Annotated in this window: 21 protein-coding genes; 11 read left to right on the top strand and 10 right to left on the bottom strand. The window is 64.9% G+C overall.

Going from position 1 to position 21,962, the window contains the following annotated elements; all coding sequences use genetic code 11:
• Window position 1: 1 nt before the first annotated feature.
• Window positions 2-727: an arsenical resistance protein ArsH gene (gene arsH / locus VM621_RS12475; RefSeq protein ID WP_414674530.1), complete on the bottom strand. Its 726-nt coding sequence runs from the start codon at window positions 725-727 to the stop codon at window positions 2-4.
• Window positions 728-799: 72 nt separating this feature from the next.
• Between arsH and VM621_RS12470 the strand changes: the two genes are divergently transcribed.
• From VM621_RS12470 to VM621_RS12460, 3 genes are all read left to right on the top strand, one after another.
• Window positions 800-1,126: a metalloregulator ArsR/SmtB family transcription factor gene (locus VM621_RS12470; RefSeq protein ID WP_325469285.1), complete on the top strand. Its 327-nt coding sequence runs from the start codon at window positions 800-802 to the stop codon at window positions 1,124-1,126.
• 57 nt (window positions 1,127-1,183) lie between these two features.
• Complete coding sequence (locus VM621_RS12465; RefSeq protein ID WP_325469284.1) at window positions 1,184-3,142, top strand: peptidase M61; 1,959 nt, start codon at window positions 1,184-1,186, stop codon at window positions 3,140-3,142.
• A 150-nt stretch (window positions 3,143-3,292) separates the two neighbouring features.
• Window positions 3,293-4,558: a retropepsin-like aspartic protease gene (locus tag VM621_RS12460; protein WP_325469283.1), complete on the top strand. Its 1,266-nt coding sequence runs from the start codon at window positions 3,293-3,295 to the stop codon at window positions 4,556-4,558.
• Between the two features lie 12 nt (window positions 4,559-4,570).
• Here the strand turns inward: VM621_RS12460 and VM621_RS12455 are convergent, their stop codons facing one another.
• The 3 genes from VM621_RS12455 to VM621_RS12445 all read right to left on the bottom strand — a co-directional run bounded on the left by VM621_RS12455 (window position 4,571) and on the right by VM621_RS12445 (window position 7,261).
• The gene (locus VM621_RS12455) at window positions 4,571-4,939 is read right to left on the bottom strand and encodes an outer membrane protein assembly factor BamE (RefSeq protein ID WP_325469282.1); all 369 of its coding nucleotides are present in this window, start codon (window positions 4,937-4,939) and stop codon (window positions 4,571-4,573) included.
• 312 nt (window positions 4,940-5,251) lie between these two features.
• The gene (locus tag VM621_RS12450) at window positions 5,252-6,793 is read right to left on the bottom strand and encodes a peptidoglycan-binding domain-containing protein (RefSeq protein ID WP_325469281.1); all 1,542 of its coding nucleotides are present in this window, start codon (window positions 6,791-6,793) and stop codon (window positions 5,252-5,254) included.
• A gap of 24 nt (window positions 6,794-6,817) precedes the next feature.
• The gene (locus tag VM621_RS12445; RefSeq protein WP_325469280.1) at window positions 6,818-7,261 is read right to left on the bottom strand and encodes a lysozyme inhibitor LprI family protein; all 444 of its coding nucleotides are present in this window, start codon (window positions 7,259-7,261) and stop codon (window positions 6,818-6,820) included.
• A gap of 262 nt (window positions 7,262-7,523) precedes the next feature.
• Between VM621_RS12445 and VM621_RS12440 the strand changes: the two genes are divergently transcribed.
• The gene (locus VM621_RS12440; protein WP_325469279.1) at window positions 7,524-9,050 is read left to right on the top strand and encodes an FAD-dependent oxidoreductase; all 1,527 of its coding nucleotides are present in this window, start codon (window positions 7,524-7,526) and stop codon (window positions 9,048-9,050) included.
• A 20-nt stretch (window positions 9,051-9,070) separates the two neighbouring features.
• Window positions 9,071-9,307: a hypothetical protein gene (locus tag VM621_RS12435; protein WP_325469278.1), complete on the top strand. Its 237-nt coding sequence runs from the start codon at window positions 9,071-9,073 to the stop codon at window positions 9,305-9,307.
• A gap of 12 nt (window positions 9,308-9,319) precedes the next feature.
• Here the strand turns inward: VM621_RS12435 and VM621_RS12430 are convergent, their stop codons facing one another.
• The gene (locus tag VM621_RS12430) at window positions 9,320-10,159 is read right to left on the bottom strand and encodes a restriction endonuclease (RefSeq protein ID WP_325469277.1); all 840 of its coding nucleotides are present in this window, start codon (window positions 10,157-10,159) and stop codon (window positions 9,320-9,322) included.
• A 12-nt stretch (window positions 10,160-10,171) separates the two neighbouring features.
• Window positions 10,172-10,987 (bottom strand): restriction endonuclease, encoded by an 816-nt coding sequence (locus VM621_RS12425; protein ID WP_325469276.1) that lies wholly within the window; start codon window positions 10,985-10,987, stop codon window positions 10,172-10,174.
• Between the two features lie 314 nt (window positions 10,988-11,301).
• On the opposite strand from VM621_RS12425, the gene VM621_RS12420 reads away from it, so the two are divergent.
• Both VM621_RS12420 and VM621_RS12415 read left to right on the top strand, forming a co-directional pair.
• Window positions 11,302-12,639, top strand: a complete 1,338-nt coding sequence (locus tag VM621_RS12420) for a lysozyme inhibitor LprI family protein (protein WP_325469275.1) — start codon at window positions 11,302-11,304, stop codon at window positions 12,637-12,639.
• Between the two features lie 13 nt (window positions 12,640-12,652).
• Window positions 12,653-13,153 (top strand): PH domain-containing protein, encoded by a 501-nt coding sequence (locus tag VM621_RS12415; protein WP_325469274.1) that lies wholly within the window; start codon window positions 12,653-12,655, stop codon window positions 13,151-13,153.
• 404 nt (window positions 13,154-13,557) lie between these two features.
• Here VM621_RS12415 and cycA read toward each other — a convergent pair whose 3' ends face one another.
• The 3 genes from cycA to VM621_RS12400 form a co-directional block, all read right to left on the bottom strand.
• Window positions 13,558-14,934 carry a D-serine/D-alanine/glycine transporter gene (cycA, locus tag VM621_RS12410; RefSeq protein WP_325469355.1) on the bottom strand — a complete coding sequence of 459 codons (1,377 nt, stop codon included), beginning with the start codon at window positions 14,932-14,934 and terminating at the stop codon, window positions 13,558-13,560.
• A 51-nt stretch (window positions 14,935-14,985) separates the two neighbouring features.
• On the bottom strand, window positions 14,986-16,359 hold the full coding sequence (locus VM621_RS12405) for a hypothetical protein (RefSeq protein WP_325469273.1): 1,374 nt from the start codon (window positions 16,357-16,359) through the stop codon (window positions 14,986-14,988).
• A gap of 684 nt (window positions 16,360-17,043) precedes the next feature.
• Window positions 17,044-18,114, bottom strand: a complete 1,071-nt coding sequence (locus VM621_RS12400; RefSeq protein ID WP_325469354.1) for an aldo/keto reductase — start codon at window positions 18,112-18,114, stop codon at window positions 17,044-17,046.
• Window positions 18,115-18,217: 103 nt separating this feature from the next.
• Between VM621_RS12400 and VM621_RS12395 the strand changes: the two genes are divergently transcribed.
• From VM621_RS12395 to VM621_RS12385, 3 genes are all read left to right on the top strand, one after another.
• Window positions 18,218-19,141 (top strand): LysR family transcriptional regulator, encoded by a 924-nt coding sequence (locus tag VM621_RS12395; RefSeq protein ID WP_325469272.1) that lies wholly within the window; start codon window positions 18,218-18,220, stop codon window positions 19,139-19,141.
• On the top strand, window positions 19,138-19,521 hold the full coding sequence (locus tag VM621_RS12390; protein WP_325469271.1) for a nuclear transport factor 2 family protein: 384 nt from the start codon (window positions 19,138-19,140) through the stop codon (window positions 19,519-19,521). The genes VM621_RS12395 and VM621_RS12390 overlap by 4 nt, the downstream gene beginning before the upstream one ends.
• Before the next feature lie 67 nt (window positions 19,522-19,588).
• Window positions 19,589-20,371 (top strand): tetratricopeptide repeat protein, encoded by a 783-nt coding sequence (locus VM621_RS12385; protein WP_325469270.1) that lies wholly within the window; start codon window positions 19,589-19,591, stop codon window positions 20,369-20,371.
• Between the two features lie 234 nt (window positions 20,372-20,605).
• Here the strand turns inward: VM621_RS12385 and VM621_RS12380 are convergent, their stop codons facing one another.
• Window positions 20,606-20,959 carry a response regulator gene (locus VM621_RS12380; RefSeq protein WP_325469269.1) on the bottom strand — a complete coding sequence of 118 codons (354 nt, stop codon included), beginning with the start codon at window positions 20,957-20,959 and terminating at the stop codon, window positions 20,606-20,608.
• A gap of 148 nt (window positions 20,960-21,107) precedes the next feature.
• Between VM621_RS12380 and VM621_RS12375 the strand changes: the two genes are divergently transcribed.
• A complete protein-coding gene (locus VM621_RS12375; RefSeq protein ID WP_325469268.1) occupies window positions 21,108-21,962 on the top strand; it encodes an STAS domain-containing protein in 855 nt (284 codons plus the stop codon).

The raw sequence follows: 21,962 nt of genomic DNA, 5'->3' as shown, positions 1-21,962 counted from the left end.
CTCATGAGGTCGGTTCCACGACGGCCGCCGCGGCGGCCAGGGCTCGGGCTTCGGCGGCGCCTTTGCGCTCGCTGTAGCGGTCGACAAGATAATCGCTGCGGCCACGGACGAGTAGCGTGAACTTCATCAGTTCTTCCAGCACGTCGACCACGCGATCGTAGAACGGCGAGGGCTTCATCCGGCCGGCGGCGTCGAACTCGTTCCATGCCTTGGCGACAGAGGACTGGTTGGGAATCGTCACCATGCGCATCCAGCGGCCGAGCACGCGCAGCGCGTTGACCACGTTGAACGACTGCGAGCCACCGCACACCTGCATGACGGCAAGTGTCCTGCCCTGGGTGGGCCGCACGCTGCCATCTTCCAGCGGGAGCCAGTCGATCTGGTTCTTGAACACGCCGGTGACGCTGCCGTGCCGCTCCGGGCTGATCCACACCTGACCTTCCGACCATAAGGAAAGCGCGCGTAACTCCTGCACCTTGGGATGGCTGGCCGGCACGCTGTCGAGCATGGGCAGCTCGGCGGGGTCGAAGACGCGGGTTTCGGCGCCCAGGTGTTGGAGGATGCGCTCCACTTCGAAGGCGAGCTTGCGGCTGAAGGACTGCGGGCGCAGAGAACCGTAGAGAATGAGGATGCGCGGCGGATGACCGCCGTCGCCCTCGATGGTGAGGCGCTCCCACTCGGGCCGGGGCAGGTCGCCGGTGAGGTGGGGAAGATCGACTGGCGTCACGACGCGCTCCGGGGTTGCTCGATGACAACGATTCTATCATTCTAGAAATATCGAAACCAAGCCGTGCCCGTCATGCAAACCGCCGATGCCATCAAGGTTCTTTCCGCACTCGCCCAGGAGTCGCGGCTGGCGATTTTCCGCTTGCTCATCGAACAGGGCCCGGACGGTCTGCCGGTCGGCGTCATCGGTGAGCGCCTGGGCCTGGCCAGCGCCACGCTCTCTTTTCATCTGAAGGAGTTGCTGCATGCGGGCCTGGTCACCAGCCGCCAGAGTGGTCGCTTCATCTACTACGCGCCGGTGATCGCCGCGGTGGATGGGCTGGTCGGTTATCTCACCGAGAATTGTTGTGCGGCAAGTGGCGATCGTTGCGCGCCGGTGAGGACGACGGCCGGTCTATGATTAAGGGCGGACGCGTCGTTCGCGTGCGTCCCCGTCCCCTCATTCGCCGAGCCTTTCATGCACTCAGTCCTTTTCGCCGGTCTGCCGGCTGTCACGCTTCGTAAGTTCTCGCGACTCTCCCTGGCCCTCGCCCTGGCGCTCGCCGCCGGCACGGCTACCGCGCAGCAGCTCCCTTCCGACGACGTGCCGCCGCCGCAGGACACGCCCTACGTCGGCACCGTGACGCTTCGCGTCGAGGCCAACGACACGGTGCAGGGCATCTTCCGCGTCCACGAGTCCATACCGGTGAAGCCGGGCGCCCTGACCCTGCTGTACCCGCAGTGGATTCCCGGCGATCACTCGCCGACCGGTCCGATCGCGATGCTCGCTGGCCTCAAGCTCAGCGCCAACGGCAAGCCGCTCGCGTGGAGGCGTGACAAGTACAACGTCTACGCCTTCCATCTCGACGTGCCGGCGGACGTCTCCACGATCGACGCGGACTTCCAGTACCTGTCCGAGCGCGCGGATGACGCGGACTTCGAGATCACCGACCGCATGACGTATATGGAATGGAGCAAGGTGGCGCTCTATCCGGCGGGTTATTACACGCGCGGCATCACCTTCGCGCCCAGCGTGACACTGCCGCACGGCTGGCAGCTCGGTACCGCCCTGGAAACGGCCTCGACGGCGGGAGACACCACCACCTTCAAGCCGGTGACGTTCGACAACCTGGTCGATTCGCCGGTATACGCGGGCAAGTACTTCAAGCGCGTCGCGCTCAACCCGGGCGACAAGGCCCCGGTGTTCCTGGATGTCGTCGCCGATGAACCGAAGTACCTGGAGATGACGCCCGAGCAGGTGACGGTACATCGCAACCTGGTGACCCAGGCGACGAAGCTGTTCGGCTCGCACCACTACGACCACTACGACTTCCTGTTTTCGTTGTCGGATCAGTTGGCCGGTAACGGCACGGAGCACCACCAGTCCAGTGAAGACGGCATGGGCGCCGACTACTTCACCGCCTGGAAGGAGAACGCATCCGAGCGCGACCTGCTGGCTCACGAGTACACGCATTCGTGGAACGGCAAGTTCCGTCGGCCGGCCGATCTGTGGACACCCAACTTCAACGTCCCGATGGGCGACTCGTTGCTGTGGGTGTACGAGGGCCAGACCCAGTACTGGGGCTTCGTCCTGACCGCGCGTGCCGGCATGTGGACGCCGCAGGAGTTCCGCGACGGGCTGGCCATGGTCGCGGCGAACTACGAGCGCAACCGCGAGGGCTTCCAGTGGCGCACGCTCGAAGACACCACCAATGATCCCGTCGTCGCCCGCCGCTCGCCGCTGCCGTATCGCAGCTGGCAGATGAGCGAGGACTATTACAGCGGCGGACAGATGATGTGGCTGGCCGTGGACGCCAAGCTGCGCAGCCTGACGTACGACAAGAGCTCGCTGGATGACTTCGCACGCGCGTTCTTCGGCGTCGATAACGGCAGCTATGTGCCCAAGACCTATACCTTCGACGACGTGGTCGCCGCGCTCGATGGCGTGGCCAAGTTCGACTGGGCGAGCTTCCTGAAGGAGCGCGCGTACACCGTCAATCCGCCGCTGCAGGATGGTCTGGCCGCGACGGGCTGGAAGCTGGTCTACGACGACAAGGAAAGCGAGTTCGAGAAGCAGTACGACAGCCGCCCGGAATCGTCCCGTCACCTGTTGAACTTCACCTGGTCGATCGGCCTGACGCTGACCGGGAGCGGCAAGGTCAACGACGTGCGCTGGGATGGCCCTGCGTTCAAGGCGGGCATCAGCACGGGCGCGACCATCGTCGCGGTGAACGGTGCGGCCTATTCGAAGGATGCCCTCACCGATGCGATCACCGCGGCCAAGGGCAGCAAGACGCCGATCGAGCTGACGGTGAAGTACCAGGGGCGGTTCCGCACGGTTCCCGTCGAGTATCACGGTGGATTGCAGTATCCGCATCTGGTGCGGATCGAGGGAACGCCGGATTACCTGAGCGAGATCATCGCGGCAAAGAAGTAGCCCTCCGTCAGAATGTAGGAGCCGATGCATCGGCTCCTACAACAGAGCATCGACCGAGCTCGTGTACTGTCACCGTTGCGTCGCGCGGCCGCCTTGCAAAAGACATGACGTGAAGCCCAAACTACGCGCCACCTGGCATGGAGTCACATCGTGGTCAAACGGACTTTGCTCGCCCTCGCGATACCGCTGTACGCGACCCTGTCGCCGGCCCTGGCCGCCGATGGCTCGACCACCCTTCCAGCCCGCCAGGCACTCATTCTTTCGCTCAACCACGCGCTGGTGGTTGCGGACCTCGATGGCCTGACCACCCGGTACCAGAGCAAGGACCCGGTCGAGCACGCCCTCGCGGCGATGGCTATCGAGCGCATCCACGGTAACTTCGAGCAGTCGAGCAAGATTGCGCGGACCTGCGAGACCAGCCTGGAAGCGTCCGACCCGTTCGTGGCGCATTATTGCGCCCGCTTCGCCGCGGCCAATGTGCGCTTGATGGGCGATCGCCAGGCCTCCTCGATCGAAGAGGAGCGCATCGCCGAGCGCTACAAGGCCGCGCTGCCCGCCGACGTGCTCGGCAATCCCGACGTCACACAGGCGCCTTTGTACAAGAGCCTCCCTCCCACCACGGTAAGCGTGCCGGCGGGGATCACCAGCATTCCTCTTGGTAAGAACCCCAGGCGTTCGACCCATATCGACGTGACCATCAACGGTCAGGCGCAGCAGATGGTGCTGGACACGGGTGCTTACACCATCCTCAGCGAAGACACGGCCAGGAAGCTCGGTGTCAAAGTGCTGCTCGAGAAAGACGGCGGCATACGCGGCGCGCTCGGCGGCAGCTCCGACAAGAAACTCGGTTTCGTCGAGAAGCTGACCCTGGGTAACCTGGTTGTCGAGAACCTGCCGGTGTCCATCGTCGCGCAGGATCGAGACCTCCTCGGCATGGATGTCCTGCAGCGGCTGGGAACCTTCCAGCTCAAGCGGGATGCCCTGCTGGTCTACGGTGCTGGTGCCACCGCGCCCGGCTGCGATACGCCGCTTCTGCTGGGCACCACGTTCTGGGGTGCCCCGCCCAAGGTCCTCGAGCAGGTGCGCATCGATGGCACGCTTCAGAATGTTCCCTTCGATAGCGGCAGCAGCTTCTACCTCACCGCCATCCAGCCAAGCACGCAGGGTCCGCTGCAGCGTGGTGGACAGTTTCGCCTCCGCGACGCCAGCCACGGCAGCCAGCCGGTGCGGTTTGCCCGCCTGACGTCCCAGGTCGAGATGGCGGGCAAGAGTTACCAACTGACGTATGCGGCTATCGAGGATATATCGCTGCCCTATAAGTTCTTATTCGGCGAGGGCGCGCTGCAGGACGTCAGCCTGTTCGTCGACTTCCGCCGACAGGTGAGCTGTCTGTTGCCGCGATTCGAAGAGAAGTAACGCGCGCGGAAACTACATGCCTACGGCATCGAGCATAGGATTGCCGCTCTTTCCCGGGACCGCGCCTGCCTTGTACGCGCTGGTGAGCTTGCCGTTGCGATCGAACTCGACCACGGTCGTTTCCTGCGTCTTCTTCGCATACGGGTTCGCGGGAAGATTCATGTAGGGATAGGTCCAGACCTCCTTGCCCATGACCTCCTTCTTCTCGGGCGGCTGGCCCAGCGCGGCGACAACGTCCTCACGCGTGGTCGTCCCCTTCTTGAAGCCTGCGATCGTTTCCGGTGCGACGTACGTGCCGGTCTTGTGATCGAAAGGCGTGGCACAACCGGCAAGCGCGAACGCGGCGGTCGAGGCGACGAAAAATACGGATAGTTTGTTCATGGGAACTCCATTCGAGGGGAAGCTGCGTCCATTGCGAACGCCGCATGCATCCTTGCAGTTCCTCTATTTGGCAACAATAACGTGCCGTTGAAATTCGGCATGTTTCATGAATTTTCAGAATTATTCTATGTCGCGGTCGCTACTGCGGCAGCGTCGCGTGGCGACAAACATGATCTCGTGGACCTACGGGGGAAGGACATCGAGCATTGGATGCCTTCGCATCAACCGACGGAATCGCCTTCTCCTGCCCTCATGCGGCAGGGGCGGGCGTCGGTCGGCAGGGCGGCCGTTCAGCCGCCCTGACCGCACGCTTTACGGGTGCATGCTTGGCTGCTGCGTCTGCTGCGTCTGCTGCGGCTGTGGGACCTGCGGTTGCGGCACCGCCTGCTGCTGATCCACCTTCGCGTACTCCGCACTGCTCTGCTCGATCGGCTTTGCCACCGATTGGGCGACGTCCACCTCGGCCACACGCTTGAACGGCGAGCTAGACTCGCCCTGCATCGCATAAGCCCGCTTGCCGTCGTCACTCATCACGACGTGGTCGATCTTGGTGAGGCCTGCGTTCCTGGCTTCTGTGGCAAGTGACGCCGCGAAGTTGTTGGAAAGGTGGTCCGGCGTTCGTCCATGCTTCGCATCGATGGCCTTTACGCCCTCCAGCGCCTGCTTATAGATCGCGTTGCCCGGATGACCCGCGTCCGCAAGGCTGGCCTGCGGCGGATGCGCCGCCTTCTGCACGGCTTCCAGCGTCTTCGGTCCGGCAACGCCATCGGCGGTCAGGCCGTGTGCGCGCTGGAACTTCTCCACGGCTGCCTTGGTACCCGGACCGAAGTCGCCATCCGGATGCAGTGCCCGACCGTGGGCATCGGTAAAGCCAAGCTTGGCGAGGTCGGTCTGCAGGGTAGTGACCTTCTCACCGTGTGAGCCGTCTTTCAGCGAGCCGTGACCTGCCGCCGCATGCGCGCGGCCACCCTGGCCGATCGCCTTCAATGCTTCCTTGACGTCCGGGTCGTTGCCGGCCTTGGACGGATCGAAGTTGGCATCGCCGACCTTGGTGCTGGCGCGGTCGAGCGCGGCAGCCTTGGCCGGGTCCTTGTATGCGTTCTTGTACTGCTCGGCCAGGGCGGCGGCTTTCGGGCCGTCGTAGTACGAGTAGGTTTCCTTGATCTGGTTGGCCTTGGCGAGGACGTCGTCGTAGTTGCCGCCGTCCTGCAACACCTTCTCGAACTTCTTCATCTGCGACGGAATCTGGTTTTCCGTTTTCGCAAGGATGGCGACGGTCTCCAGGCGACGATCTTCCGGGATGTTCTTGCCGTACTTGTCCAGCGTATCCATGGCCGACTGCGTCGCGTTCTTGATCTGCGGGTAGTCGATGTTCTTGTGGATCCACTGCTGGCCTTCCTGGGAGCCAGCCCACGCGTTGATGCCGTCGCGGGTGTCCTTGTCGATGAAGTTGAGCGTCGTCCGGCCGTGCTCGCCATTGCCGTGCGTGAGCAGGTTGGCGCGCAGCTTGGCCGTGTCGTTCGTGTACGCGAGACCATGGTCCTTCGCGTACTTCGACGACTGGTCGATGATGCCGTCGACGTAGGTGGTTTCACCGGGCTTGAGCGCCGCGCCATCGGTGGCGCCGAGCGCCCAGGTGCCACGCTTGCCGAGGTCCACCTGGATGGTGCCGAGCGAGTAGCCGCTGTCCGCGATGATCTTGTTCGCGTGGCCCCAGTTCGGGTCCGAGGTGCCGGATGTTACGCCGGTGATGGACAGGTGGTACGAAGACGGACCGCCTTCGGTGCCGCGGCCCACCACGAAATAAGTGGCGCCTGCGAGTGAGTTCACATCGTGTGTGTCGATACCAGCCATGACTTCTCTCCGTGAGGCGTCGGGTTATTGGTCGTTCGCGATCGTGAGGTACTTTTCCAGGGCGTCCGCTCGCTCGGCGAGGCGGAAGATGTCGTTCTGGGTGACCTGAAGATCGGCGACCGGCTCGTCGCCATAGAGAGCGGCTTCGAAGTCGCCGTTCTTGTTGTGGTACTCGAGCCAGGCGCGCTCGGAGAGAAGGAGGTTGTCCTTGGCCTTGCCGGTGAGCTTGGCCGTGAGCGCCTTGTACGTCGTGTTGAGGCGGGTGTCCTGCACCTTCTTTTCGGTGCCGAGGCAGGCCCCTTGTGCCGTGGCATCGGAACCGGCCTTGTCGACGCAGGCATAGAACGCAGCGGTGATGCCCTTGGGCGCCTGGCGCTTGATCACCTGGCTGGTGCTGTCGGCGGCGAGCGCGCTGCTGCCGGTGACGAGAAGGGCGAAGGTGATGGCGAGCGTTTGGACCATTCTCATCGTGTAACTCCTGATCGTGCGTTTCGTCGAGGTTTCTTACGACCTCGCAGCTTGCCCAACGCGGACTCAAAAGCCAAGCGACGGGGTCTCATTCCGCGCATCTTCACGAAATCGTCAACTTCTTCCGGAATTGCGTAACGCATGGAACGTACGGCCGATGGATGCTGTCCACTCATCACCCCATGGGCATGGAACCGCCTAGCCACGGTCACATTTGCCACCTACATTCGATAGCTAGCCTTCGCCAGCACGGGAACCTGCCATGTCCACCGACTCCGATGACACACCTGTTGGCCCCGATTTCAGCCAGGGCGTTTACGCTTCCACGATTCCGCAGGACGGCGTCGTCGCCGGCCACGTGAACGGCGAGGCGATCATCGTCGCCCGCACCAGCGAAGGCATCGTCGCATTGGGCGGGGCATGCAGCCATTACAGCGGCCCGCTACGTGAAGGCCTGCGCGTAGGCGACACGATCAGTTGTCCCTGGCACCACGCCTGTTTCGACCTGAAGACCGGGCGCGCGCTCAAGGCGCCGGCACTCTCCCCCGTGGCACGCTGGAAGGTGGAAGAGCAAGGCGGCAAGGTGTTCATTCGCGAGGCCATGGCGGACGAGGCGCCGACGCCCGCGACACGGATGGCGGACAAACATTTCGTCATCGTCGGTGGTGGTGCGTCGGGCTTCGCGGCGGCGCAGCGGTTGCGCGAGCACGGGTTCGCCGGCGGCATCACGATGATCAGTTCCGACGCGGATGCGCCATACGATCGGCCCAACGTGTCGAAAGACTATCTCGCAGGCACCGCCGACCCGGCGTGGATGCCGTTGAAGGATGACGCCTTCTACAAGGAGCTGAACATCGTGTTGCGGCTGGGTACCGTGGTACGCACCGTCGATGCCGCCGCACGGACGATCACCCTGGCGTCGGGCGACACGCTTGCCTACGACAAACTGCTGCTGGCGACAGGTGCCGAGCCGATTCGTCCGTCGGTGCCCGGGTTCGCATCGCCTCACGTGCACACGCTGCGCAGCATGAAGGACGCCGAGCGTGTGATTGCCGATGTCACCGCCGAGGATGTAGTCGCCGTGATCGGCAGCAGCTTCATCGGACTGGAAGCGGCGGCTTCGCTGCGCCATCGTGGTGCGCGGGTGCATGTGATCGGGCCCGAACTGATTCCGTTGCGGAGCAAGTTCGGGCCGTCGATCGGGACGATGATCAAGGCCTTGCATGAAGCCAACGGCGTGGTCTTCCATCTGGGCCGTCGCGCCGAAGGTTACGTGGACGGCGCGGTGCAACTCGACGATGGGACGTCGGTCCGGGCGACCCGCGTGGTGCTCGGCATCGGTGTGAAGCCTCGGCTCGAGCTGGCGGAAGCCGCGGGCGTGACGATCGACCGCGGCGTGGTCGTCGACGCGTCGATGCGCTCGTCCGACCCGAATATCTTTGCCACGGGCGACATTGCCCGCTACCCCGGTGCCCACGGCGAGCCTGCCCGTGTCGAGCACTGGGTGCTGGCCGAACGTCACGGACAAGTCGCCGCCGCCGGCATGCTCGACATCGACGACCCGTTCGAAGAACCGCCGTTCTTCTGGAGCGTGCATTACGACACGACCATCCGTTATGTCGGCCATGCCGAGGACTGGGATGCGATTCGTGAGGAGGGCTCCGTGGCGGATAAGGACGCCGAGGTGCGCTACGAAAAAGACGGGCAGGTGATCGCGGTTGCGACGATCAATCGGGACATGGATTCGTTGAAGGCGGCCGAGATGCTGGGCAAACGGCGCCGACTTTAGGTCGTCTCGGCGTTAACGACATGCTGCCGATGTTGTATCGGCCTGCCAGCAGCGGTGAACTGGTGGCGCGTCAGTTCCAGCCGCCTGCACCGACGCCGTCCGATTTGCCGTTCTGGACGACGGCTGCCGCGTGGGCCGAGATCTACTGGAAGCGCGTGGCTGAGCATGCCGAGGTCAGCGAGGCATTCCGGCAGATCGCCGCCGCCAACCACGAGGCGGTCGCGCGGGCACGTGTTCGGTTTGCCCCGGAAGGGTAGGGGCCTCGCCTATCAAGGCAGCGTCGGCGTCGTCTTCTCGAGGATACGCATCGATTCTGCGTTCTTCCTGTCCCACTCTTCGGCTTCTTTCTTGCTGAGCCTTGTAATCGCCGGTGGCGGCGCCGAGGCAGGGCCCGCTATTGCGCTGCCCGGCAGATTGCTTGAGGGTAAGGCTACGGGCGGCGTCGCACGCATCACGGTGGGCGCGGGTACCGGACGCGGAATAGAGGTTTGCCGTGGGGTATGAACGACAGAAGACGCCATGTTCGTGAAAACCGACGGAATGACGACGTAATACCCGGCCAGGATTACTCCGATCGCCAGTACCGCCGCGACGATCGATGGGACGGGTGTCCGCTTGCGTCGGCTCCACGATGGATTCGATGGCTTTCTGCCGGCCATGGATGAAAGCGCTTCATCGGCGGCATACGTCGTCGGCAAGTCGCCTGTTTCCGCAAGCATGCGCCTCAGCTCGAGGCCATCGATCAATTGGATCTGCGGGAACTTCGCTGCCGCCTCCATTGCGGCGGCGCTGAACTCACCGGTGTTGACGACGATCGCGCGTGTTGCGCGTTGGGTTTGCATAACGCCGATCAGCTGGTGAACGACGTTGTGCGTGACCTGGAAGACGTTCTCCCGCTTGCACTGCACGACGATGTATTCGTCATCGCGAAACAGCTTGAGGTCGATCCCACCGTCGAACTTGAATCGTGATGCTTTCGCGCCCGTCCCCGAATGATCGACACGATAGCCCCGCACCGCGTAATGCCTCGCCATCAGCCGTTCGAACTCATCCCACGGCATGTTGGCCAGTGCATCGTCGTGGCGGAACTTGACCTTCTTGTATCCCATTGTGGGTCTGTCTTACTGGTCTTTGATCGTGGCGGTGACAGGAGGCTTATCGTTCCACTCGGCGACGACGTCGCGCGCTACCGGTGTGCCATGAACGACAACCGGATGTGCTCGCGCCGTTTCTATCGACGCCCTCATGGCGCTCGTCAGGCCGGGAAGGACAGAGGGAAGCGATGCCGCTGTCTGTGGTGGGGAGACCGTGGGTTGACGGGTCTCGAGCAGCTTCGCCATCTGTGCCTGCTGGATCTCACGAATATAGAAGGTGTAGAGCACGACCAGCGCGCCGGACATCACCAGGACGGCGGCGACGGCGGCGATGGCCGAAGCCCGATCGATCCTGGCCTGGCGGGTATTCGCATGGCGGACAGCCGGACGTGCCGTTCCGGCCCAGGCGGCGATCTCCGCGAAGGCCGGCGCGTCGTCCATCGGCTCGGGAACCGGTCCAAGCATCGCGCGGATGGTTTTGCCGTCGATCAGCTTGATATGCCGGAACTTCGCCGCCGCCTCGATGGCCACGGTGGTGAATTCACCCGAGCTGATGACGATGGCGCCGGTCGCACCGACGGTATGCATCACGCCGATGAGTTGGTGCACGTCGTCGTGCGGGACCTGGAAGGAATTCCAGTGTTTGCACTGGACGACGACGAGTTCCTGGTCGCGGGTGAGCTTGAGATCGATGCCGCCGCCGGCAAGGGTCGAACCGTCGCCCGTGCCGGTGTGCTCGACCCGATAGCCCTGTCGACGAAAGTGCTCGGCCACGAGGTGCTCGAAAGCGCCCCAGGTGACCCGGCTGAGCGCATCGTCGTGACGATGGCGAACGGACTTCATGCCGGGCCTCATCGGCGCGGCTCCAGCGGGTAAGACATCGAACGGCGCACATGGGCGCCGGGCAGGACTTCCATGATTTCCCCCATTGTTCCGAAGACGACGCGGCCCCCCGGCCACGTCGATTGGACCGACGGGAATATAGCGGGTTTTTCTGTGGATTCCTGTAGGCCGATTCCTACAACTACCCGCTATTGCCGAGCGCGGCGGGTCGGCATTCGGCTCTGTCGCCAACCGGCCGAGCCCTTGGCGCCAACCCGCCTTTTGTTCAAGATGCAGGCACTGCCGCCATCCTCCGGCAAGACGAAGGACCGCCTGTGTTCAAGAATTTACGAGTCGCCAGCGCGGCGCTGCTGCTTGCCGCGCCGCTGATGGCCCACGCCGCCAGCTTCGATTGCGCGAAGGCGGGCACGCCGAGCGAGAAGGCGGTCTGTGCGTCGCCCAAGGTCTCCGCGCTGGACGGCAAGCTGGGCGATGCCTTCCGTACGGCACTCAAGAACCACCCCGACAAGGCCGACGCCCTCAAGCTCGACCAGCGTCACTGGCTGGCCAGCCGCGACGACACCGCGTGGACATACATCAGCGGCGGCCTCGGCAAGGAGCTGGTCGACCTGATGGCCGGGCAGTACGAGCGGCGCATCGCGTTCCTGGCGGGACTGGACGCCGGAAAGCCGAAGGCGCCACTGGCCGTCGTGTCCGATGCCTTGCCGAAGCTCCCCTCCGGCTCCCGCGACATACTCAACGACCTGAAAGCGCAGGGCGCGCCGATCGTCCTCGCCAAGGAGGTGGAGATGAAAGACATCTCGGCGTTGCCGTATCAGCCGGATGCGGCGCTGAAGAAGGCCCTCGCCGGCCTCGACGACAACCTGACCGACCGGGTGCTCGCCGGCTCGCCCTTCAGCTCGGCGTACTCGATGGGCGGCACGGCGCATTGCCTTTCCGAGGCGCCGTACCGCATCGATGGAAAGAAAGCGGTCGCGATCGACGGGCCGCCGGTTTGGGGCGACGACTGCATGACGAATCACCTCGTCGCCAAGCTCGGCGACGACTACGCCGCGGTGAACGTCGATACCGGCGACGCCGACCAGCAGTCCATCGAAGCCAGTCGCTGGGCGGGCAAGGGTTTCGGGCCGGCGGAGGACTTGATCCTGCGCTTCGACCACGCGTTGAAGCTGGATGGCGCGGCGTGTGCGCCGAAGCAGTCGCCTTGCGACGAATTCGGTACGGTGGCGATGACTTACGTGGCCAAATACGACCGCAACCCGCAGGGCGGCACGCTGGACCGTGCCCTGAAGGGCAGCGAGAAGACCGCCTATGACGCGGCGGTTGCCCGCGCGAAGGCGCCGGGTGGCATCGCCGCGAAGGGCGACGCGCCAACCCTGCCGGACTTCGGTAGCGACAACCTCGCGGCCGGTTCGATGACGGGCTACGACGTCGAGGCCACGCTGTTTCCCTTGACGTTCCGCGGCGAGACGCTGGTCGGCTACATCGGCCATGGCCACGTGGGCTGGCGCGCCAACGACGACTGGATGGTCTCGGCGTGGCGCTTGAAGGACGGCAAGCTCGAGCCGGTCGCCTCCGCCTATGTGAACGTGGTGCGCGGTAGCCTGTTGCTGTCGGCACCCGTGCCGGCGCCGCCGCCCGAGTCGCACTGAACGAGGTTCTTCCATGACGACGTTTTCCACGAGCATGTCCGCGACGGTTCGCTGGCTGGCACTGACCACGGTGGCGATCCTCGTCGTCGCCTTGAGCATCCTGCTCGGCCACGATGCGGGCCGCTCGGTCGGTCCGCCGCTCGCCGGCGTGCTGGTCCTGATCCTGCTGGTGACCTACCTGGTTTCCACGCGCGAGTACGCGATCGGCGGCGGCAAGCTCGTCGTTCGCAAGGTGGTGGGCAGCAAGACGTTCGAGCTGCGCGGCGCATCGGTGGGTCGCGATGCGCAGGCCTTCCAGGGCATGGTGCGCGTGTTCGGCAACGGCGGCTTCTTCGCTTTCGACGGGCTGTTCTACTCGCGCCGCCTTGGCTTTGTCCGCAGCTACGCTCGCAATCGCGAGCACGGCGTGGTGGTGTACCTGGCCGGCGGCAGCAAGCTGGTGCTGTCGCCGGACGATCCGGAAGCCTTCGTCAGCGCCGCGTTGGCGCAGGGCGCAGTGCTAACCGCCCCCTGACGGGTGTAGGAGCCGCTTCATCGGCGAATGGGTGCTTGCCTCAATCTGGCCCGCTGCCGCGGGATCGCCGGCACAGCCGGCTCCCACATCCCAGATCCCATCCCACATCCCATCCCATCCCGCATCGCTCATGTGGGAGCCGCTTCAGCGGCGATCGGGTGCAAGCGATAACGCTGCCCGCTGCCGCGGGATCGCCGGCACAGCCGGCTCCCACATTCCATTCCACATCCCATTCCATCCCATCCCGCATCGCTCATGTGGGAGCCGCTTCAGCGGCGATCGGGTGCAAGCGGTAACGCCGCCCGCTGCCGCGGGATCGCCGGCACAGCCGGCTCCCACATTCCTCATCCCAGTCCACATCCCATCCCACATCCCACATCCCACACAAGACGCGCCCCGCGCGCTCAGGCCTTGCGACGGCGCAGGGCGTAGGCGATGCCGAGAATCGCAAACCAGACCGGGCTCGCGATCAGCGCCTTGCGGGTGTCGTCTTCCAGGGCCAGCAACACCAGCACGAAGGCGAAGAACACCAGGCATGCCCAGCACATGAAGACGCCGCCGGGCATCTTGTAGCTGGACACGGCATGCAGCTCGGGACGGTGACGGCGGTACGCGATGTATGCCGCCAGGATCAGCGACCAGACGAACATGAAGAGGATCGCCGCCAGCGTCGTGACCAGGGTGAACGCGGTGACGAGGTCGGGAATCACATAGACCAGCGTGGCGCCGCCGAGCAGGCAGATGCACGAGAACAGCAGGCCGCGCGACGGTACCGCCGCCTTCGACAGACGCTTGAACGCCGACGGGGCATGGTCTTCCTCGGCCAGGCCGTAAAGCATGCGGCTGGTGGAGAAGATGCCGCTGTTCGCGGACGAGGTGGCCGAGGTGAGCACGACGAAGTTGATCAGGCTCGCGGCGGCGGGGATGCCGGCCAGCACGAACAGTTCGACGAACGGGCTCTTGCCCGGCAGCACTTCGCGCCACGGTGTCACCGACATGATGACGACCAGGGCCAGCACGTAGAACAGGATGATGCGCACGGGGATCGAGTTGATCGCCTTGGGCAGGTTGCGCTCCGGATCGGCCGTCTCGGCGGCCGTGGTGCCGACCAGCTCGATACCGACGAAGGCGAACACGGCGATCTGGAAGCCGGCGAAGAAGCCGCCGATGCCCTTGGGGAACATGCCGCCGTCGCTCCACAGATTGCTCAGCGAGGCGACGTGGCCGTTCGGCGAATGGAAGCTCCAGGCCACCATGCCGAAGCCGGTGACGATGAGCGCGCAGATGGCGACGATCTTGATCAGCGCGAACCAGAACTCCAGCTCGCCGAAGAGTTTGACCGTGGTGAGGTTGAGCACCAGCAGCAGGATCACGCAGAGCAGGGCGGGTATCCATGGCGCGAGACCGGGAAACCAGAACTGCGCGTACGACGATATGGCGATCACGTCCGCAATCGCGGTGATGATCCAGCAGAACCAGTAGGTCCAGCCGCAGAAGAAGCCGGCCCAGGGTCCGAGCAGGTCGGTGGAAAAGTCGATGAACGACTTGTAGTCGAGGTTGGAGAGCAGCAGCTCGCCCATCGCGCGCATGACGAAAAACAGCATCACGCCGATGATCAGGTACACGAACAGGATGGACGGCCCGGCGAGGCTGATCGTCTTGCCCGAGCCCATGAACAGGCCGGTGCCGATGGCGCCACCGATCGCGATCAACTGCAGGTGCCGGTTGGACAGGCTGCGCCTGAGATGCTGTTCGGGTGGCGATTCCTGCGGATGCGACATCGGCGGTGGCTCGGTCGGGACGGAAGAACGGAACATACGGGGGTGGCCGCCTTACGGCAAGGCGAGAGGCTGCGCGTTGTCCGCGAGCGGCTTGGCGAAGACATGCTGGATTTGCCAGCCATAGTCGTAGGCGACGGTGCCGATGCTGAAATCCGGGCCCAGGGTATCGGCCGGCAGCTGCAGCAACTGGCCGTCCACGATGTAGCGCTGGTAGAGCGCTGTGATATCGCCGCCGCCCTCGGCGGCCACGGCGGCGATGAGGGCGGGACCGGGGTCGGGGCTTGCGCTGTCCACCCGCTTCAGCGCATCCGTCAGGCGCTTCCGCCCCCGCGTTGCCTCGCGCAGCCGGGCATCGATCAACCACGCGAAGAGTTCACCGCGGGCCGCCGGCAGGTCATGCATCTCGCGGATACGATCGTAATCTTCTGCGATGCGCGCATTGGGCGCACGTCGCAGCGGCGATCCGCCATAGGCATCGAGCGTCTGGTCGATGTGGCGAGCCAGCGAGGTGTTATCGAAGATGCCATTGGCGCGAAAGGCCATGGCGACACGGTAGCCGGTGACGCCTCGGCTGAACCACGCGTTGCTCGCCTTTCCTGGCGCGTCGTCGGCGCCGATCAGGTATCCCACGAGCCCGAACAGCCAGGGGTGCGATGGTTCGTATCGCGGGAGCAGCAGCGCGGCGGCGCACCCCGCCGTGGTGTACCCGCTGCCTTCGCCAGCGTTCACGATTAGCAGGTTGAGGGTCACGTCCTTCGGCTGGGTGCCCAGGGCGGTGGCGAGGACGGTGGCGATTCTGTCGACGTCCTGGGTCCGCGCACCGGTCGCCGCGACGTGGAGGGTGTGCGTGCCGCCGATCGGCCGGGTCACGCTATAGAGATCGCGGGCTGCGATGAACGATAGGGACGGCAGCTCTTCGACGGTGGTCGAGCGGTTGCCTGCTCCGCTCGCGCCATGCCAGCCCGTGGGGAGCGATACCGTCGTCGTGACACGGCGAGTGGGCGCACCCTTCGGAATGGCCAGGAAGACGCCGTCGAACGCGAAGACCTTGCCGGGCTGCGCCACGACGCTCTGCCACGCGGACAAGCTGACCGTGGGCAGCGGGGTTGGCTTGGGGCTGCGCCAGCTGAGTACGACCCCGGCGCCGGGGACGCCGCTCACGCGCCAGCGCTTGTCGGTGGAGGTATCGAGCGTGCCGCCCTCGGCATGCACCTCGGCGGGGCGTTGCGACGGTGGATCGAAGTCCACGATGCCATCGTCGCCGGTGCGCACCGTGGCGCGCACGGTGATGGCCTCGGCTTCGCCCTGGCTAACGTCCAGCCCGATCTCGTAATGCACGGGCGGTGGTTCGGTCGCGCGGACGAGCGGCACGACGCCGCACGTTGCCATGACGAAAACCCAGACCCGCTTCGATATGCCTGCCATAGCCGCTCCTCGTGGACGGGAGCGGGACTGCAAGCGACGGGCCAACGGGCGGATGTTGGAGCAGGCCCGTATCGCATCGTCGTCGACGTGTCCGCGGACGTGTGCCGCGGACACCCGGACGGGTGGTATCGGGCGGGAGGTATCGGCAGCCGGCGTCTTCCGGGTTTCGTTACTGGCGGACTGAGTGTGACTTCACTGCGTGTCTTTATGTGCGAACCGATTCGTCTGTGAGAGCCGATTCATCTGTGGGAGCCGATTCATATGTGGGAGCCGATTCATCGGCGATCGGGGTCGCGAAGGTCCCGGCTATCGCCGCTGAAGCGACTCCCACACAGAGCAGGGGGTACGCTCGCGTCACGCTGGCGCCACCGCGCACCGTGTCACGCACGCGCGGCAGGTTCATATGTGGGAGCCGATTCATCGGCGATCGGGGTCGCGAAGGTCTCGGCTATCGCCGCTGAAGCGGCTCCCACACAGAGCAGAGGGCACGCTCGCGTCAGGCCGCTCTCGTCACGCTGGCGCCACCGCGCACCGTGTCACGCACGCGCGGCAGGTTCATATGTGGGAGCCGATTCATATGTGGGAGCCGATTCATCGGCGATCGGGGGCGCGAAGGTCTCGGCTATCGCCGCTGAAGCGGCTCCCACACAGAGCAGGGGGTACGCTCGCGTCAGGCCGCCAGCGTCAGGCCGGTCGCGTCACGCTGGCGCCACCGCGCACCGTGTCACGCACGCGCGGCAGGAACGAGTGCGGGAAGATCGGGTCGATGGCACTGGCTTCGTCGAGCTTGCGTAGCTGCTCCGGGTTGAAGGTGACCTCCAGCGCGGCGAGGTTCTCTTCGAACTGCGCCGCGGTGCGGGCGCCGAGGATCGGGATGATCGTAGGGGCCTGCCTGGCAAGCAGCCATGCGATGGCAGTCTGCGCTGGCGTGTGACCCACGTCTTCGGCGACGACCTTGAGCGCGTCGACGATATCGAGGTTGTGATCGCTCAGCGAGCCCATGCCGGAAGCGACGGCGGCGCGGCCACCTTCGAACATGTCCTTGCCTTTGTGCGCTTCGACGTCGGCACGGCTGTACTTGCCCGAGAGCACGCCACTGCCCAGGGGCGACCAGGCGAGCACGCCGAGGCCGAGTTCCTGCGCCATCGGCAGCAGGTCGTGTTCCACCGTGCGTTCGATCAGGCTGTGCTCGATCTGCAAGGCGACGAGAGGCGCCCAGCCGCGGAGGTCGGCCAGCGTCTGCATGCGTGCGACCTGCCAGGCCGGCGTGTCGGAGATGCCGGCGTAGACGATCTTGCCGCTGCGAACGAGGTCGTCGAAGGCGCGCATGATTTCGTCGACCGGCACCAGGCCGTCCCATACGTGCAGGTAGTAGAGATCGATGTAGTCGGTATCGAGACGGCGCAGGCTGTCTTCCACGGCGCGGACCATGTTGCGGCGATGATTGCCCGACGCGTTGACGTTGCTCGGATCGGTCGTCAGCGAGTACTTGGTCGCGATCACCGCGCGGTCGCGACGGCCGGCGAGGAACTTGCCGAGCAAGCTTTCGGCGGTGCCGCCGGTATAGAAGTTGGCGGTGTCGATGAAGTTGCCGCCGCGTTCCATGTAGGTATCGAGCATGGTGCGCGCTTCGGCTTCGCCGGCACCCCAGCCCCATTCTTCGCCGAAGGTCATCGTGCCCAGCGAGACGGGGCTGACGCGCAGGCCGGAGCGGCCGAGCGTGATGTAGTCGTTCAGGCGCTTGCTCATGGGGATACTCCGTGGAGGGATGCGGCAAACGATAGTCCTGCGATTGCCTATGGATAAATCGGTGATCGGGTCATAGGCTTTGAAGCCTGGCTTCACAATGGAGGCGACCATGCCGCCGGACCTGCTCCCTGCGATCTCCGCGTTCGCCCGTGTTGCCCACCACGAGAGCTTTACCCGCGCGGCTCGCGAACTGGGGGTCTCGCCCTCGGCCCTGTCGCAGACTGTCCGTACGCTGGAGAGTCGGCTAGGCGTCCGCCTGCTCGACCGGACCACCCGGCGGGTCGGCGTGACCGAGATCGGCCGCCGTTTCCTGGACGAGGCGCAGACCGGCCTGACCGCGATCGCCAAGGCGCTGGACGCCGTGGACGAGTCGCGCGAGGCACCGGCCGGCGTGCTGCGCATCAACCTGTCGCGGGTCGTCGCAGACCTCGTGGTGATGCCTCACCTGGGCCGATTCATGGACAGCTATCCGGATGTGGTCGTGGAGCTGCACTGTGACAACCGCTTCAAGGATCTGATCGCCGGCGGCTTCGACGCGGGGTTCCGCCTGGGCGAGAGCCTGGCCAACGATGTCGTCGCGGTGCCCATCGGTGGGCCCCACCGTCTGGCGACCTTCGCCTCGGCGGCGTATCTGCGGCGGCACGGCATGCCGCGGACGCCGGCGGACTTGCTCGCACACCGGTGCGCCTGTATTCGCCTGGACCAGGAACGCAGCCTGATGCGCTGGGACTTCGCGCAGGACGGCCGGCTGATCGAGGTGGAGGTCACCCCATCGATGATCAGCAACGACGGCGAGCTGCTGATCGAAGGCGCCCGGCAGGGTATCGGCATCGGTTGCCACTTCGAGGCGCTGGTCCGTCCGGATCTCGACAGCGGCCGGCTCCTGCCCGTGCTGGAAGATTTCTGGCCCACGTTCGGCGCCTTCCATCTGTACTATCCCAGCCGTATTCACGTGCCGCGCAAGTTGCGCGTGTTTATCGACTTCTTCCGCGAATGCCACGATCCATCACTGACCAGGGACCCGCGACCATGATCGACGCCGCACGCCACGCCCTCATCGACGCCTATATCGACGCATACAATCACTTCGACATCGACCGCATGCTGGCCCTGGTCACGGACGACGTCCGCTTCGAGCACCACACCGGCGACGAGTTGAGCGTGGCGACGAACGGCAAGGCCGAGCTGGAGAAGCTGGCCCGGGTCGGCGCGGCCCTGTTCGCCTCGCGTCGGCAGACGCTGCTGAAGATGCACGAGGAAGGCACCGTCGTGATCGCCACCATCGACTTCCACGGCGAGATCGCGGAGGACATTCCGGATGGTCCGGGGGCGGGAAGTATCGTCGAGTTGCAGGGCACGTCGGAGTTCGGTTTCGACAACGGCAAGATCAACCGGATCATCGATCGCGGGTGAGCCCGACAAGCAACGATTCACCCTCCGTGTGGCAAGCTCCGCGCCATCAACGATGAGGATTCCCGCCATGCCCAGGATATGGAAGCGCGCCGCGATCGCCTGTGTGGTGGTGTCGCTTGCCGGGTGCGCGGCGGCGCTGCCCCCGAGGGATACGCCGCAGTCGGAGAAAGTGATCAAGCAGAACTCCGACGACAAGGAAGTGGCTGACGGCCTCGCCCTGATCCAGGCCGGCAAGCCGCAGGCGGCGATCGATGGTCCGCTGTCGGATGTCGCAAGCCGCCTCGAACGACAGTACGCGAAGAGCGACGACCAGATCTATTCCCCTCGCGGCCAGGCGTTGACCGTCGCCTATTCGGCCTATTCCGGGCATGACGTCGGCGACAAGAAGCACCCCGGAACCGGCAAGCGCGTCATCAACATCGGGCCGGCCTGGGCCATGGCCTATTGGGCGCGCGGGTATGCCTATAGCGACATGGGTCGTTACAAGGAAGCCGAAACCGAGTTGGCCAAGGCGCTTGCACTGTCGCCGAAGGATTCGCAATACCTGGGCGAGCTGGCCTATGTGAACCAGCGCGAGGGCCGTTACGACGACTCGTTCAAGCTCTACCGCGCGGCGATCCGCAACATCGATCTGATGGATGTATGGCCGGATGCGCAGAAGAACGATTTCCTGTGCCGTGCCTATGGCGGCCAGGGCTTCGACCTGGTGCAGTTGAAGCGGTATGACGAGGCCGGTAAAGCGTACGGCGCGTGCCTGAAGTTGAAGCCGGACGACGCCAAGTCGAAGGCCGGGATGGAGGGGCTGCGGGGGATGAAGGCGTCTGCCGCGGGGGCGGGGCCGGGGAAGTAGTTCGTCGGGCGTCGGGCATGTCGTTCAGGTCTGGCGAGCACCCATCGCCGCTGAAGCGGCTCCCACACAGAGCCGGCTGTTGGCTCTCACAGGCGGCCGGCTCTTGGCTCCCACAGGCGGCCGGCTCTTGGCTCCCAAAGGAGACCGGCTGTTGGCTCTCATAGGAGACCGGCTCTTGGCTCTGTGTGGGAGCCGCTTCAGCGGCGATGCTCTTCGATCAGCCAGCGGAACCGCTCAAGCGGCAATATCCCGCACCGCCGCCAGCAGCGATTTGCGATCATACGGCTTGGCCAGGTAGGCCATGCTCGCCTGCAGCCAGCCGTGCTGCTCCTTCGCCTCGCCGGATGTCACCAGCACGTTCATGTCGCTATGCCGGGTGGCGAGGTCCTGCCCGGAAATCTTGCCGGGCATGCGCACGTCGGTGAAGAGCACGTCGGCCTTGCCGGTTTCCAGCCACTTTTCCGCCTCGTCGCCGTTGGCGACGGTATGCACGGTCATGCCCGCATCCTCCAGGATCATCGCGGAGATCTCCCGGATGGACGGTTCGTCTTCAACGAGGAGGACGAAGATGGGCTTTTCTGTGGTCATGGGAGGCACTTCACGGGGTTATCGACAAGATTATCGGCGAGGCAGATAGCGGGTTCGGTGTGAATCCGACGTCAACGCGCGGGTCGTGCCAGGCACTATTCCATTGCCATCGGCTGGGCCGCATCATAGTGGTTTTCAGGGGATGACCATGACAGCACTCAGCCAGCAGACGATCGACGCCATCCGCAAGAGCGAGACCCATCTGCTGGCCAGTTGGCAGGCCAACCTCGATGCGAGCGGCGCTTCCCGCGACGCGCGCATCAACCATGCCGAATTCGAAGCGCAGACGCGGGAGTTCCTTCGTCTGCTCGCCGGCGTCAACGCTAGCGACAGCGGCAACATCGGCGACGCCGCCTGGTCCGACGCGCGTGGCTTCCTCGATGGTCTTTCCCGCAGCCGCGCACTCCAGGGCTTCGACTCGCAGGCCACGGCGAACTTCATCTTCTCGCTGAAGCGTCCGTTGTTCGAGTTGCTACAGGCGGAGTACGCGACCAACCCGGCCGAACTCGCCGCGCAGATCTGGGCGGTGACCGAGCTGCTCGACGCTCTCGGCATGCACACCGTGCGCGCCTTCCAGAAGTCCCGCGAGGAAGTGATTTCCCGTCAGCAGGAGGAGCTGCTCGAGCTGTCCACGCCCGTCGTCAAGCTCTGGGATGGCGTGCTCGCCCTGCCGATGATCGGCACGCTGGACTCGCAGCGGACCCAGGTCGTGATGGAATCGCTGCTCCAGCGCATCGTGGAAACGGGCTCGGAAATCGCCATCATCGACATCACCGGCGTGCCCACGGTCGACACCCTGGTCGCACAGCACCTGCTCAAGACCGTGACCGCCATCCGCCTCATGGGCGCCGACGCGATCATCAGTGGCGTGCGTCCGCAGATAGCGCAGACCATCGTGCACCTGGGCCTGGACCTGCAGGGCATCGTGACCAAGGCGAACCTCGCCGACGCGCTGGCGCTGGCGCTGAAGCGCTCGGGCCTCACCGTGACCAAGGCGAGCTGA

Source organism: Luteibacter sp., assembly GCF_035539195.1.
In the GTDB taxonomy this organism is placed as follows: Bacteria; Pseudomonadota; Gammaproteobacteria; order Xanthomonadales; family Rhodanobacteraceae; genus Luteibacter.
Note: the sequence above shows the minus strand (reverse complement) of the source record. Positions and strands in the feature narration are given on the sequence as shown.